This window comes from Paenibacillus sp. FSL H3-0302, assembly GCF_037982245.1.
GTDB classification, from domain to species: domain Bacteria; phylum Bacillota; class Bacilli; order Paenibacillales; family Paenibacillaceae; genus Paenibacillus_AQ; species Paenibacillus_AQ odorifer.
In genome coordinates this window covers 6,332,945-6,347,864 of the sequence record NZ_CP150284.1, presented here as the reverse complement: position 1 = coordinate 6,347,864, position 14,920 = coordinate 6,332,945, and the positions used below count along the sequence as shown (strand labels likewise).

The 14,920-nt window shown below is 40.0% G+C and carries 10 protein-coding genes; 9 read left to right on the top strand and 1 reads right to left on the bottom strand.

Features of this window, described 5'->3' with window-relative positions; all coding sequences use genetic code 11:
* Positions 1-269 precede the first annotated feature (269 nt).
* Positions 270-2,792, top strand: coding sequence for a DUF3656 domain-containing protein (locus MHH50_RS28325; protein WP_340033746.1), 2,523 nt, complete (start codon positions 270-272; stop codon positions 2,790-2,792).
* Positions 2,793-3,114: 322 nt separating this feature from the next.
* Positions 3,115-4,002 (top strand): UTP--glucose-1-phosphate uridylyltransferase GalU, encoded by an 888-nt coding sequence (galU, locus tag MHH50_RS28320; protein ID WP_076099650.1) that lies wholly within the window; start codon positions 3,115-3,117, stop codon positions 4,000-4,002.
* A 72-nt stretch (positions 4,003-4,074) separates the two neighbouring features.
* Here galU and MHH50_RS28315 read toward each other — a convergent pair whose 3' ends face one another.
* The gene (locus MHH50_RS28315; RefSeq protein ID WP_340033745.1) at positions 4,075-6,828 is read right to left on the bottom strand and encodes an O-antigen ligase family protein; all 2,754 of its coding nucleotides are present in this window, start codon (positions 6,826-6,828) and stop codon (positions 4,075-4,077) included.
* A 167-nt stretch (positions 6,829-6,995) separates the two neighbouring features.
* Here MHH50_RS28315 and MHH50_RS28310 point away from each other — a divergent pair, with 167 nt between their 5' ends.
* Genes MHH50_RS28310 through MHH50_RS28280 form a run of 7 tightly spaced genes read left to right on the top strand, consistent with a single transcriptional unit; the run spans position 6,996 to position 14,907 of the window.
* The gene (locus MHH50_RS28310) at positions 6,996-8,285 is read left to right on the top strand and encodes a glycosyltransferase family 4 protein (RefSeq protein WP_076219773.1); all 1,290 of its coding nucleotides are present in this window, start codon (positions 6,996-6,998) and stop codon (positions 8,283-8,285) included.
* Position 8,286: 1 nt separating this feature from the next.
* Positions 8,287-9,363, top strand: coding sequence for a mannose-1-phosphate guanylyltransferase (locus MHH50_RS28305; protein ID WP_076219772.1), 1,077 nt, complete (start codon positions 8,287-8,289; stop codon positions 9,361-9,363).
* A 33-nt stretch (positions 9,364-9,396) separates the two neighbouring features.
* Positions 9,397-10,359 carry a GDP-mannose 4,6-dehydratase gene (gmd, locus tag MHH50_RS28300; protein ID WP_340033744.1) on the top strand — a complete coding sequence of 321 codons (963 nt, stop codon included), beginning with the start codon at positions 9,397-9,399 and terminating at the stop codon, positions 10,357-10,359.
* A gap of 31 nt (positions 10,360-10,390) precedes the next feature.
* Complete coding sequence (locus MHH50_RS28295) at positions 10,391-11,347, top strand: GDP-mannose 4,6-dehydratase (protein WP_340033743.1); 957 nt, start codon at positions 10,391-10,393, stop codon at positions 11,345-11,347.
* A gap of 13 nt (positions 11,348-11,360) precedes the next feature.
* A complete protein-coding gene (locus MHH50_RS28290; protein WP_076219769.1) occupies positions 11,361-12,137 on the top strand; it encodes an ABC transporter permease in 777 nt (258 codons plus the stop codon).
* A 9-nt stretch (positions 12,138-12,146) separates the two neighbouring features.
* Positions 12,147-13,412 carry an ABC transporter ATP-binding protein gene (locus MHH50_RS28285; RefSeq protein ID WP_076219768.1) on the top strand — a complete coding sequence of 422 codons (1,266 nt, stop codon included), beginning with the start codon at positions 12,147-12,149 and terminating at the stop codon, positions 13,410-13,412.
* Positions 13,405-14,907 carry a class I SAM-dependent methyltransferase gene (locus MHH50_RS28280; protein WP_076219767.1) on the top strand — a complete coding sequence of 501 codons (1,503 nt, stop codon included), beginning with the start codon at positions 13,405-13,407 and terminating at the stop codon, positions 14,905-14,907. The genes MHH50_RS28285 and MHH50_RS28280 overlap by 8 nt, the downstream gene beginning before the upstream one ends.
* Positions 14,908-14,920 lie beyond the last annotated feature (13 nt).

Below are 14,920 nucleotides of genomic sequence, written 5' to 3'. Positions count from 1 at the left end.
TCCAAGTTGGGCATAATGTGAATAGCTAAAATGATGCTTTATGTACAACATTTAGTTGTCGAAGCACTGAATTGGGCAATAAAGTTGCATGTTCTACAACATTCATGGAGTAAAGAGCAATAAGCAAGAAGTCGGCTTTCTGACAGCATTATGACTTTTATTCTATATAAATGTTGGTAAACGCATAGCGCTCAAGTGTGATATTTGATACAATTATCAAGTTAATCAACTAGAAATGACCCGTCAAATGGCGGTTTGGGAGGATATAAATGAAAGAGCAACAAATACGCAGAGAAGACGTGGAGCTATTGGCACCGGCAGGTGATTGGGACTGCATGCGTGCAGCGGTAGCAAACGGAGCGGATGCTATCTTTTTTGGCGTAGAGAAGTTTAATGCACGGGCCAGAGCGAACAACTTTCGCATGGACGAGCTGTCGGAAATTATGGCGTTTTTGCATAGCTATGGTGTGAAGGGATTTTTGACCTTTAATATACTGGTTTTTGAAAATGAATTGTCTGATGCAAAAGAACTGATTGATGCATGCGTGGATGCTGGCGTAGACGCAGTAATTGTACAAGATTTAGGTTTGGTCAAAATGATCCGCGAAATCTCACCGGATTTCCCGATTCACGGATCGACACAGATGACCATTACTTCGCCGGAAGCGGTAGAGTTTACTAAACCTTTCAGTTTGGAACGTGTGGTATTAGGTCGTGAGAACAATCTGAAACAAATTCGTACGATCGGGGAGCAAGCCCGCTTACCGATGGAAGTATTCGTACACGGTGCTTTGTGTGTTTCCTACTCAGGTCAATGTCTGACCTCTGAAATGTGGGGCGGACGTTCTGCCAACCGCGGTGAATGTGCTCAGGCTTGCCGCCTGCCTTATGATCTGATGGTGGATGGTGAGGTAAAACCTATGGGAGACGTAACTTATTTGCTTTCTCCTAAGGACCTGGCAGCAATTGATCTAATGCCTGAACTGATCGAGGCGGGTGTGACTTCTTTTAAAATCGAAGGCCGCCTCAAAAGCCCGGAATACGTAGCGAATGTAGTTAGTAAGTATCGTAAAGCGATTGATCGGTATTTTGAAGGCGATCTGTCCAAACCTTCGAAGGAGGAGGTGCGCGAGCTGCAACAAAGCTTCTCCCGCGGGTTTACACATGGTTTCCTGGATGGAACGAACAATAAGAAACTGGTAGACGGGACTTTCCCAAAAAGCCGTGGTGTATATTTGGGGACGGTTGAGCAAATTCTGCGTGACGGAGTGGTCTGCCGTATTCATGCACCGCTTAAGCGTGGGGACGGAATTGTTTTTGACGCTGGGGATCCAACGAAAAAAGAAGAAGGCGGTCGTGTCTACGACCTTCGTCGTAAAGGTGTGAAGCTGGAAGGCGAAGCCGGAGAAGGCTGGATCATCGACATCGTAGCCGGTCGTAATGATGTGGATCTTCGTCGTCTAAATGTCGGTGACCGCATTTGGAAGACAAATGACCCTGCGTTAGATAAGGCGCTGCGCCAGACTTATGAAACTGAAAAGCCGTACCGGGTATTTCCGGTACATGTTAGAGTGCAAGGCTGCGTCGGCGAGAAGCTGACGACTTGGTGGACGGACTTTCAGAAGAACGTTACCGTCCGTGTGGACTCGGAGCTCGCGCTGGAAGCCGCGCAAAAGCGTCCGATGGATACCGCGCTGCTGGAAGAACAATTCGGCCGCCTGGGCGGGACCGTGTTCCAGCTTGACGCGTTGGAGTCGCATCTGCAAGGCGACGTCATCGTCCCTATGCGCGAGCTGAACAGCATCCGCCGCCAAGCGGTGGAGCTGCTTGCGGGCGAGCGCCCGAAACCGCCCGTCTACGTGAAACGGGCGATCGAGGTTTACGGCGACGCCACCCGCAGGGGCGTCGCACCGCAGCGCGTTGGTGAAGCGGAGCTCACCGCGCTGTGCCGCAGCCTGCCGCAGGTACAGGCTGCGCTCGAGGCCGGCGTGAGAAACATCTACGCCGACTTCGAGTTTATCAAGCAGTTCCCGGCAGCAGTAGATGCGGTACGGGCTGCAGGAGCCAGCATAGCGCTGGCCACGCCGCGCATTCATATGCCGGGCGAGAACGGCTACCACGCGAATATTCTTCGCTTGCAGCCGGATGCTGTGCTCGTGCGTAATACAGGCGCGTTATATTATTATCTGCGCCGCCGCCAGGAGCAGCCGGATGCTGTGCATCCACGCCTGATCGGTGATTTCTCACTGAATATCGCCAATCATAAAGCAGTGGATTTGTTCCTTGAGGCTGGCTGTGACATAGTAACGCCATCCTATGACTTGAACATTCAACAGATGGTTGATCTGCTTGAACACAGTGATACGTCCCGGATGGAGGTTGTTATTCATCAGCATTTGCCGATGTTCCATACTGAACACTGCGTGTACTGTACCTTTATGAGTGAAGGCACAGACTATACGAACTGTGGTCGTCCTTGTGAAGAGCACCGTGCTTCTTTGCAAGACCGTATTGGAATGTCACATCCAGTTCGTGTGGATGAAGGCTGCCGTAATACCGTCTATAACGCTGTCGAGCAGTCTGGTGCGGAGTATCTGAATAATTTCCGTGACCTAGGAGTATCTTCATACCGTGTGGAGTTCTTGGAAGAGACACCAGAGCAAGTGGCTGAGGTAATCAGCCTCTACAGCCGCGCTCTGCGTGGTGAAATCTCTGGTACACAGGTATGGAAGAGCCTAAAGGCTACTAACCAACTTGGTGTAACGCGTGGGCAATTGGTGAACGCGAAGTAATAAGAGTTAAGAGTTAAAGATAAGGGCTAAGTAACTACCAGGTAGATGCTGGTATTGCTTAGCCCTTTTTTCGGAATTGATCTCGTCCTCACCCTAATTTGCATATACTAAATAGTAGTATATTATAGGGTCAGCAAAGTATTTAAAATAGCAATAATTGATTATAATTCCTGCCCTCTTATTTCATTGGAATAGATATACAAATATAACAAACACTCTGACATAAATGTGCTGTAACTGCTATAATTGAAAGAAATATGCCATTTTAGGGTACTTACAGATATGTAATTGAAAAGAGTATACGATAGAAGGAGTTAATGTGATGAAGATCCGTAAAGCGATTATTCCCGCCGCAGGTCTCGGCACTCGTTTTTTACCTGCAACTAAAGCAATGCCTAAAGAAATGCTACCGATTGTAGATAAACCAACGATCCAATATATTGTTGAAGAAGCAGTCGCTTCCGGGATCGAGGATATTATTATTGTAACGGGGAAAGGCAAACGTGCGATTGAGGACCACTTTGATAACTCATTTGAACTGGAATTTAACTTGGCTGAGAAGCAGAAGTGGGAGCTGCTTGAATCCGTTCGCAAATCTTCTGAAATGGCTGATATCCATTATATCCGCCAAAAAGAGCCAAGAGGTCTCGGACATGCGATTTGGTGTGCACGTAAATTCATAGGAAACGAACCGTTTGCTGTCCTACTCGGCGATGATATTGTTGAAGCGGACAAACCGTGCCTCAAACAGATGATTGACATATATGACGAGTATAAATCTTCTATTGTAGGTGTTCAGCCTGTTCCGTGGGAGGAAGTATCACGGTATGGTGTGGTAGATGGTTCGCCTTTGGCGGAACGTGTCTACAAGGCAAATCGTCTAGTGGAAAAGCCGAAGAGAGAAGAGGCTCCTTCGAACTTAGCTATTCTTGGACGATATATTTTAACTCCACGTATCTTCGATATGCTTGGAGAACAGCAGGTGGGTGTAGGCGGAGAGATCCAACTTACTGACGCGATAGCACGTCTAAGCGAGGTTGAACGAATTATTGCCTATGACTTTGAAGGTAAACGTCATGATGTGGGTGAGAAAATGGGCTTTATCCAGACTACCATTCATTATGCACTTCAACACGAGGAGCTTAAAGATGACTTGCTTCGTTATATGAAAGAGCTTGTCGAGAGCGAAGCAGCTAAGGTCGGGCTATAAGTAAATCTCATATATCGAAAAAAGGCGCGCCACTGTAATTACAGTGGCGCGCTTTTATGGTTTCTTTCTTTTTTAAAATTGTGAATTTGTAATGGCCTCAACTTGTGCTGCTTCCGCAGGATCAGCTGCAATCAGCGAATCGTATAGTGCCTGATCCTCGCCACCAGTTTTCGCCAGTGCAGCAAGGTACCAACGGGTAACCTCTCGATTAGTTGCATCTGCGAAATCTTGGCTTAAAGCTGTTTTTAAGATGGAGGCTGCTATTTGTATCTTTCCAGACATATACTGCATCTTTCCTACCTTCAGTGTTACATCCGGATTAAATGCCTTCGAAGGATCATTATCCGCAAGTACATGATCGTAGGCCAAAAGCCCAATGACAAAACCAGCTTTCATGTTTTCTATTCTATCTTCATCATCTTGTTGTGCGTAAGCTGCCTGCCCCAAATCAAATGAACGGCTGATGAGTGAACTGTACCAATTTATATCCCATGGAGTTTCACTGTTCATAATATCCGTGTAATTAGCATCTGAATTAAGCTTGAGAGTGGCTGTAGCCTCATCCTTTTGTCCAGCCAAGAGCTGCATCTTGCCAACATTTATCGCAATCGTTGGTGTTACGGAGAACGGACGCCCTTGTAATTGTTCAGGTGGAAGTGTCTTCAGATGTTCAATCCCAGCTAGAACGTGGTTATATGCTTCAAGCTCTTCTGCGAAGTACTTCTCTTTCTTAACTTCATCCTTTTGATTAAGTGCTTGCTGACCTAAGGTAAAGGAACGGCTGATGAGAGTATCATACCAATTAATATCCCAATTGAACTTATCAGCATTCTCGAGGTAAACATTGTATGCAAGGTCACTTTGACCCTTTAAATCATAGTAGCCCGCCATTTGAGCTAAAAGATATTTGTTGTAAGGTTCATCTTTTAGCGCTCGAGTTAATACGTTATTTGCTTCAACAAGAAATTGCTCATCTTGCGTTTGTTTGAATACCGTCATATCCATGGCAGATAAAGAGATAGCTGATTCAGGATGATTAGGGCGGGTTTTTAAAGCTTCAACCAACGGCGCTTTAATTTCTTCATATGAAGTGCTCACTCTAATTAGATTCTTACCCTTTAGAGCAGCATTACTGGATCCAATATAGCTGATCGAAAGGAATAACAAGAATACAGTACCGATTGTGAGAGCTGCGAAATACCCAAGCCGAATACCGGCTTTATTCCAATTTTTTCGTAACTTTTTGCTGTCCATCACAACTGCCATCCCAGCTAGTCCAAGGAAGACGAGTATCCCCATAAAGGCATAACTCATGTTGAAATCAAGTAAACTGTGCACAAGAATCGATAAAGCAATGATTAGATAGAAGAAGCCATTCTCAAAATCATTTTTATCCCGTTTTACATACCCGCGAATATACTTATAGAAAATATACAGAATGAAACCCATAAATACGATAAAACCAAGAATCCCAACCTCGATTAAAAATTGAAGAAAGAAGTTGTGCACCTGGCGGCTAGTATAAGGGTTATTCTGATAATGTTCATATAGTGAGGACCAGCCTCCACCACCAGCACCAAGGATTGGATAATCCTTCACTACCTTCATGGCATCTTTATAAAAAGTAATCCGTTCAAGTACACTATGTTGTTGGAAATTGATATTTTCAAGACGAGTCTCCATATTATCAGGCAAGATGCTTTTTGCACTCGTACCGATAAGTAAGAAAGCTACAATAGCTACTAGAGCAACAGATCCGAGTGGGATCCAAAGACCTGTCCGTTTATGTGACGACCAATTCTCTAGTCTTGCATACAACCATGGAGCGACAAAACGCTGAATGACCCAAGATAGGCCAGCTACAACTAGTGAAGCTCCTAATAGATATGCCCAGCCTTTTAAAGCGGAAGAAGAAGTGAAATTTGTGTTTAACTCTATTCCTAGATTAGTTACGGGTGTCGTAATGAGCAAAGATACAATTCCAGCAACTCCAAGATGCAGAATCCAAAGGATTTGCTGTGCAGGTTTTAGGAATAGAAGCAGAAGTATGAATACTACAGGTAGCAAGACTAAGCCACCGCGAGATAAGGTTAACAAAATCGACACAATGATGGGCACTAACATAAAGCCATGTGTCAAGGTTCCATACCATTTTTTAGAGCGAATAAGCGCGAATATTGCTACAAAGAGAAAAGCCATTAAGAATGCAGCGTATGTATTCGCATACTGAAAGATCGAAGTCAGACGAAGGCCATTAGAGTCAGTCATAACTGCATCTAAATAGATATCATTTCGTACGGTATTTGAGAACCAGCCTACCAGAGCACCAGCTAATTTACTGCTGCCTAGCCAATTTAAGAGTCCAAAACCTACTATAAAATACGCAATCGCCATTATAGCATTTTGAATGACAACATTTACTTGCTTTTGCTTCAAGAGATAAAAGGCTATAATGAAGACTGCAACATACATGCTCTGAATAAACAGCATATTCATCGACGTATAATGCGAAACTGCGACAAACAATGATAAAGCGTAGGTCAGGGGCAGTAATATAGAAGCAGAAGCTACTAAGTCCCTCTGTTCATCAATTTTGAATTTTTTGTAGTATAAGCCAAGGCATACTAGCAGCAAAAGGCCGCTTAGTAATGAAGATACATAAATTGGCTTCTCGAAGTCTAATTGCTGTCCGTTAAATAATCCCACTTGAAATGGGGCCCAACACAAAAATAAAATGAAAGCAACAACCAATGCCCATATCGGACTAGCTATCTTTTCAACATTTCTCGACTGAGCGGCGTTTTTACCGTATACTGGTTTCGACACGTTATAATCTCCTTTTCCTGTAGGTACGACAATATTTTAGCATATTAGATAATCATTGAGCTACTTTAATCAGATTCTATGATGTTAATTACTATAAGTGAATCACTTTATTCAGACAATGTACGGAGGAATCAATAAATGAAACGAAACGGGAAGATTAATTGATTATGACTAATGCTAAATCTTTTATTTACAAAAAACTTTATAAAATAGCTGTAAAATTAAAGCCTATGGCCGTCAGATTGTTTTCTTTTGAAACTAGACAGAAGATAAAAAAAGGGCTGCTTAAAACAGCCTTCCCAATCCATAAGAATGGCACATCGGAGAATAATAAAGGTGCATTAACGGGTGTGAATTTAGTTGGGTATTCTAGAGCGGAGATGGGGATAGGAGAGTCTTGCAGAATAGCTGCTAAAAGCTTGAATGCAGTAGAGATTCCATTTGGAATTATCAATTTTACTGGTACTAATTCTGCAAGTATGAATGATAATACCTGGGTACATAAAGAAATGGCAGAACCTGAGTATAATCTTAATTTGTTTCATATTAATGCTGAGCAAATGATTGAAATCTATGCTCATTACGGAAACTCTATTTTTAAAGATCGTTATAATATTGGCTTCTGGCATTGGGAACTGCCTGATTTCCCAGACGATTGGAAAGAAAGCTTTAATTTAGTAGATGAGATTTGGGCACCTTCTACGTTTGTAGTTGACTCTATTGCTATGAAAAGTCCGGTTCCTGTTGTTAAGATTCCTCATAGTATTGAAGTTAGTATTACTGATGTTAGGGATCGAACTTATTTTAATTTGCCTGAACAACCGTTTCTCTTTCTTTCTATGTATGATCTAAAAAGTTATCAGGCCAGAAAAAATCCACAAGCTTCGATCAAGGCATTCCAGTTAGCTTTTCAACCTGATGATAATGCCGTTGGTTTGGTTATTAAAGTGAACAGTGCACAGCAAGACTCCAAAGAGTTGAATGAACTACATGAGCTTATTGGTAACTACAAAAATATATATTTGATAGATAGGACCTTATCAAGAAATGATACCAATTCATTAATTTCTGTAACTGATAGTTACGTATCTCTTCATCGAAGTGAAGGGTTTGGTCTTGGATTAGCAGAGGCTATGTATCTAGGTAAACCGGTTATTGGGACAAATTGGTCATCTAATGTGGATTTTATGGATTTTAACAATTCGTGCTTAGTGGATTATAGATTAGTACAGCTGGATCACGATCATGGGCCTTATAAGTCTTATCAATATTGGGCCGATCCTGATGTGGAGCATGCGAGCCAGTATATGCGTAAACTTTGTGACGATAAGAACTTTTATAAGGAAATTTCGTCTAAAGGTGAGGAACATATTAAAAAGAACTACTCTCCACAAGCGATAGGCGAATTGATTAAAAAGAGATTAGAATATATTTCTTTGTGGAAATTTGGAGGATGAAATGACAATTACTTGTGTAATCATGGCGGGTGGTAAGGGGGAACGTTTCTGGCCTAAAAGCCGAACGAACCTCCCAAAACAATTTTTAAACATCTCAGGGAACAAATCAATGATTCAGCAGTCGATAGCTAGATTAGAAAAGTTGATTGATATCAGTCAAATTTTTATTGTTACTAATGAACTGTATGCTGAATTAATTAAAGCTCAAATACCGCATTTGCCTCATGCGAATATTATTATTGAGCCAGTCGGAAGAAACACAGCACCTTGTATTGGGTTGGCATCCATTATTATTGAAGATAGATTTCCGGATAGTACTATGATTGTAATACCTTCAGATCATATTATTGAGAATGAAGAAGGATTTGTGCAAATCTTGAAAACTGCTGTTGAGGTAGCACAGGATAATAGCAATCTTGTTACTCTCGGTATTCAACCTACATATCCGGAGACGGGATATGGATATATTGAAAGCAGTGACCAATTCAAGGAAATCAACGAGTTGAGTGTTCATAAAGTGAATAAATTTGTTGAGAAACCTGATTTGGAGACGGCTCAATCTTATCTCGAATCCGGTAATTTCTATTGGAATAGTGGTATTTTTGTTTGGAAAATCGAGACTATCAGAGGATATATTAAAGAACTCATGCCGGAGATGCATGATATATTAGAGACTATGAAAACAGTTTTTGACTCTGAAGACCGGGATGCAATTATCCGTTCTGAGTTTCTTAAGATGCCGGACCAGTCTATTGATTATGGAATTATGGAGAAAGTAAATAATATTTATGTTATTCCATGTGTGTTCGGATGGGATGATGTGGGCAGTTGGACTGCACTAGAAAGAATAAGCGATCTGGATGAGAATGGGAATGTCATAAAGGGTAATATATTAAACCTAGATACGAAGCGTTGTATCATTGAAAGTAACGGGAAACTAATCGCTACACTTGGTGTTGAAGATTTGATAATCGTTGATACTGAAGATGTAACTTTAATTTGTACAAAAGATAAAGCTCAAGAGGTTAAGTTACTGCTTAAAGAATTACGTATGCAGAAGCTTGAACAATATTTGTAATTAACAATTAATATTAAAGGGGAATTTATTACAATGACTAAGCACGCACTCATTACTGGTATTACTGGACAAGACGGTTCATATTTGGCTGAACTTTTACTTTCTAAAGGATATAAAGTATTTGGATTACGCCGTAGAACGAGTGTGCCAATTCTTGAGAATATTGAACATTTGAAGAATGAAATAGAATTTATAGATGGAGATTTGCTTGATATGGGCTCTCTGATTAATGCAGTACGCATCTCCAACCCAGATGAAGTATATAACCTAGCGGCTCAATCTTTTGTAGCAACTTCTTGGATCCAACCAGTTGCTACAGGACAAGCAACTGGGATCGGTGTGACCAACATGCTTGAAGCTGTGCGTTTAGTAAAGCCAGATGCTAGATTCTATCAAGCTTCTAGCAGTGAAATGTTCGGTAAAGTAGTAGAGACTCCCCAAAAAGAAACGACGCCTTTTTATCCACGTAGTCCTTACGGAGTTGCTAAAGTATACGGGCACTGGATTACAGTAAACTATAGAGAAAGCTACAATATGTATGCTTGCTCCGGTATTCTGTTTAATCATGAATCACCACGTCGGGGGATTGAATTCGTAACACGTAAAGTTACTGATGCTGTTGCTAGAATTAAATTGGGACTGCAGAGTGAACTTCGTTTAGGTAATTTGGATGCGAAGAGAGATTGGGGTTTTGCAGGTGATTATGTCAGAGCTATGTGGCTGATGTTACAACAAGACAAAGCAGATGACTTCGTGATTTCAACTGGTGAAACACATACCATTGAAGAATTAGTTGAAATTGCTTTTAGCCATGTCGGGTTGAATTGGAGAGATTACGTTGTAATTGATCAAAAATTCGTCAGACCTGCTGAAGTAGATCTGTTGCTTGGGGATTGCACGAAAGCAAAAGAAAAACTGGGTTGGGAGCTTGAAGTTGGGTTTGAACAGTTGGTGAAAATGATGGTGGATAGTGATCTTGAGAAGTTGTCTAAATAGGTTTTATTCTCACAATTAAGGAGGCTTACTAATGAGGGCTTTGATAACAGGAACTACAGGTTTTGTGGGTCAACATTTGGCAAGCTACTTAATAAATAATGGAATTGAGGTTTGGGGAACGACCCGAGATTATTTAAATGAAGTAAACCTAGTAGAAGGTGTGAAAATCGTTCCTGTTGATTTTGAGAACATTGAAAGTCTTGTGAAAGTCTTGGATGATATCCAACCGGATTTTATTTATCATTTAGCTGGCCAAAGTTCAGTTATAGATTCGTGGACTGACAAAACTGCTACCTTTCAAAGCAATGTAAATCTTACTTTAAATTTATTAGAGGCTGTTATTAACAGCGAAATTAAGGGAAATGTTAAGGTCTTAACAGTTGGTTCTGCCGAAGAATATGGTGGTCCTGATGAAGAGTGTAGTCCAATTACTGAGGATGCTCGTTTGAAGCCGACATCTCCTTACGGTATTTCCAAAGCTACAGTAGGAATGCTAGCAAGACATTATTTCATTGCTTATGGTTTGAAAATAATTCACGTTAGACCTTTTAATCACATAGGACCTGGTCAACGCGTGGGATTTGTAGTTTCTGATTTTTCTAATCAAATTGTTCGAATCGAAAGAGGCCAGCAGAATAACGTGATTTCTGTGGGTAATTTGAGTGCACAAAGAGACTTTACGGATGTTCGGGATATAGTTCGAGCATATTATCTTTTGTTAAATCGAGAAGAGGTAACAGATTGGGGAGAGTGTGTTAATGTATGTTCTGGTACTGCAACGTCAATTCAAAGCATACTAGATACATTGCTCTCACTTTCTCAAACAAATATTGATGTAGTTATTGATAGTAATAAGCTTAGACCTGTAGACACTCCAGTATTTATTGGAGACAACACTAAACTTAAGAAATTCACTAGTTGGGAACCAACGATTAATTTAACCCAAACGCTAAGTGATGTTTTGAAAAATTTGAGAGATCAAAGTTAAGGTGAGAAACTGAATGATAAATGACTGGATTGATGTTTATAAATATAGAGAGTTCCTTAAAAACTCAGTTTCCAAAGACCTAAGAACAAGGTATAGAGGGTCTGTGTTTGGATTTTTGTGGACGTTTCTAAATCCTTTGTTAATGCTTATGGTATATTCTGTTCTCTTTTCAATTGTTGTAAGAATGCAAGTTGACAATTATCCCTTGTTTTTATTTAGTACATTGCTTTCGTGGAATTTTTTCTCAAATTCAATTTTGAGCGGTTCATCTGTTATTGTAGGGTCAGGTAACTTAATCAAAAAAATCTACTTCCCGCATGAGATTTTGCCTATTTCTGTCGTTATGGGTGGTTTAGTGAATTATATTTACGGTTTAGTGATTTTGATTCCTGCACTTTCTTTATATGGTTATTATCCGAATGTATATTACTTTTATCTACCTTTGATTTTGTTAATACAGGTAGTATTAACTTTAGCAATTACTTTTTTGGTATCATCACTAACTGTTTTCTTCAGAGATTTAGAACATATGCTTGTCATCATAGTGAACGCTTTATTTTATTTATCGGGAGTGTTATTCCCGTTATCAACGGTACCGGAAAAAGCACGATGGCTTTTTTATTACAATCCAATTGCTATGATAATGGCGGCCTACCGAGATGTTTTCTACTATAACAAGATGCCTGATATGATTTCTCTTTTAGTGATTGGTCTTTTCTCCTTGGTACTTCTTGTTATTTCGCAGCGAATATTTGCAAAATTAAAGTTTAGATTTATTGAAGAAATCTAGAGGGTGGATATGATGTCTAATATTGCAATTAGGGTTTCAGATGTCTCAAAAAAATTCAAAATATTTGAGGACAAGCCGGCAACTTTAAAAGATCGTATTATTTATAGAAGTAAAGGTGTCTTTCAAGAAAAATGGGTCCTAAGGGATATTTCGTTTGATGTACCCAAAGGCAAAATGATTGGATTAATAGGGCGGAATGGGTCAGGCAAAAGTACCTTATTAAAGATCCTTACTCGCATATTGCAACCAGATACAGGGAAAGTAGAAATTGTAGGACGCGTGTCTAGCCTGCTTGAATTAGGAGCAGGCTTTCATATGGATTTCACAGGACGTGAGAATATTTATATGAACGCGTCCATTTTTGGCTTGTCACGGAAAGAGATTGATGGAAAAATTGATGAAATCATTCGCTTTGCTGAGTTGGGCCCGTTTATCGAAAACCCTGTAAGAACCTATTCCTCAGGAATGTATATGAGATTGGCTTTTTCTATTGCTGTTCACGTTGACCCAGATATTCTTTTGATTGATGAAATATTGGCAGTAGGCGACAATGCCTTTCAAAAAAAGTGCATTAGCCGAATTGAAAGCTTTAAGAGCCAAGGGAAGACCATCGTTTTCGTGTCTCATGATAACGGAGTAATGGAACGTTTGTGTGACGAGTTGTATTGGATACATGAATCGCGATTAGTTGAGCATGGTGAACCTCGGAAAGTAGTCAGAAACTACATGGACTTCCTAAATGAGAGTGAAGAAAAACGATTAACGGCTGAGTCTGAAATTGTAGCAGCTCCTGAGAAACATGTGGAAACATTAGAAGTTGTTGAACAGGGTGAACGTTGGGGGAATAAACTGGCTGAGATCACAAATGTAAAAATGGTCGATGATGCTGGTGAAGAAAAACACTTTTTTGAAAAAGGGAAATCAGCAACTATTCTTATTAGTTATGAGGCTGCAAAATTGAAAATAGATAAGCCTGTATTTGGAATTGGTGTTTATAAAATGGATGGATATTGTTGCTACGGAACTAATACACATATTGACGGTGAAAAAATGAATTTAGATGATAGCGGTGTTATTGAAGTGTCTATTGAGCACCTGAATCTGGTTGCTGGTGAATATTATTTGGACGTTGCCTGCCATCATGAAAATGGGACCCCGTATGACTATATAACAAGAGCACTTACGTTTAATGTTAAGTCTTACGAAGAGGAAATAGGAGTAGCCTACTTACCGCATCAATGGATTCATAAAGGAGGCCAGAATGAGGATGAGTAACAAGTTTAAGTCAACAGAAGAGTTAATGGAACATTTAAAAAAACAAATTGTTCAGTATTCCAATGGCGAAGAAGTAACTTTGGGTTATAGTCCCAATCAAGAACTACCGACTATGGCTGGTGAAATTGACGTCGCTCGTTTAAAACAAGAGGTTGAAAGAAATAATTTGTTATGGAATGTGAGCGCCGACCAACCTATTACATCTCACCGTAAAGTCTCTGGGAAATTAATAGTCTTTGGGAAAAAGTTTGTTCGCAAATTTCTAAGATGGTATGTTGCTACTCCGTTTAAATCTCAAACAGAGTTTAATGGATCGATAACACGTTCTCTTAATGAAACGACAAATTTGTTAGTGGTTGCAAAAACAAAAATCGAGGAGTTGACTTTCTCCCATAATGAATTATTGAATAGAATAAACCAGATGGAAGAAAGATTGTCAAGACAAGATAACATCATCGAAAAATATGAAAATGAAATCCATACTAAATTTGAATATCTGAAGAGTGATTTAGATCGCTTGACTGATAATGAGGAAGTCTTTCATAATATCGGGCAAAAAATAATTACCGTTCAAGAGGAAGTAAAGGTTATAGATATACTAGTAAATGAACAGAAAAATACTATGAATAATTTTATTTTTCCGAAATTCGATGAGATGAATGGTAGAATTCATTTTAACGAGCAGCAATTAAGAGCGGAACTCAACTTTCTAAATTATAGAATTAGAAAGACTAAAAATACTCACACGAAAATTGCAGATGCTTCTTCTTTGCATATGAATATTGATAAGGACACGGCGAAATCTAAAACTGAGGAATCACAGTTTGACTATCTCCTATTTGAAAATAGATTTAGAGGGTCAAATGAGGATATTCGAAACAGACAGTTGAAGTACCTTCCTTATTTTGAAAATAAGCAAAACGTATTAGATATAGGTTGTGGGCGAGGAGAGTTTATTGAACTTCTTCTGAATTCTAACGTTTCTGCTAAAGGGATTGACATGACTGATGAAATGGTTGAATATTGCCAAGATCTGGGCTTGCCTGTTGTAAAACAAGATGCAATTAACTATTTAGAAAAACAAGAGGATAATTCTATTGGCGGGATTTTCCTGGGGCAGGTAATAGAGCATATTCCCTTTGATAGTATCATCAAACTAGTAGAGCTGGCATGGAATAAATTGATGCCTGGGTGTTACTTGATTATGGAAACTCCAAATCCGCAGACACTTGCTATCTTTAATCGTTCTTTCTATATGGACCCTACACATGTGAAACCGGTGCATCCTCTTACGGTTCAATTTTTGACAGAGTCAGTAGGTTTTAGAGAATCTAAGATCATTTACTCAGGGAGAGTTGAGAAAGAGTCTGCATTGCCTCATGTCCAGGCCTCATTGGACAGCATTCAAAACATAGAGGAAATTAATAACTCTATTGACAGATTAAATGATCTCTTGTTTGGAGATCAAGACTACGCTCTAATAGCGCGCAAGTAGAGGGCAGGAGACT

What these genes read in the sequence shown, in the direction of transcription:
- MHH50_RS28325 (WP_340033746.1), top strand. Translation starts at nt 270, where the DNA reads ATGAAAGAGCAACAAATACGCAGAGAAGACGTGGAGCTATTGGCACCG.
- galU (WP_076099650.1), top strand. Translation starts at nt 3,115, where the DNA reads ATGAAGATCCGTAAAGCGATTATTCCCGCCGCAGGTCTCGGCACTCGT.
- MHH50_RS28310 (WP_076219773.1), top strand. Translation starts at nt 6,996, where the DNA reads ATGACTAATGCTAAATCTTTTATTTACAAAAAACTTTATAAAATAGCT.
- MHH50_RS28305 (WP_076219772.1), top strand. Translation starts at nt 8,287, where the DNA reads ATGACAATTACTTGTGTAATCATGGCGGGTGGTAAGGGGGAACGTTTC.
- gmd (WP_340033744.1), top strand. Translation starts at nt 9,397, where the DNA reads ATGACTAAGCACGCACTCATTACTGGTATTACTGGACAAGACGGTTCA.
- MHH50_RS28295 (WP_340033743.1), top strand. Translation starts at nt 10,391, where the DNA reads ATGAGGGCTTTGATAACAGGAACTACAGGTTTTGTGGGTCAACATTTG.
- MHH50_RS28290 (WP_076219769.1), top strand. Translation starts at nt 11,361, where the DNA reads ATGATAAATGACTGGATTGATGTTTATAAATATAGAGAGTTCCTTAAA.
- MHH50_RS28285 (WP_076219768.1), top strand. Translation starts at nt 12,147, where the DNA reads ATGATGTCTAATATTGCAATTAGGGTTTCAGATGTCTCAAAAAAATTC.
- MHH50_RS28280 (WP_076219767.1), top strand. Translation starts at nt 13,405, where the DNA reads ATGAGTAACAAGTTTAAGTCAACAGAAGAGTTAATGGAACATTTAAAA.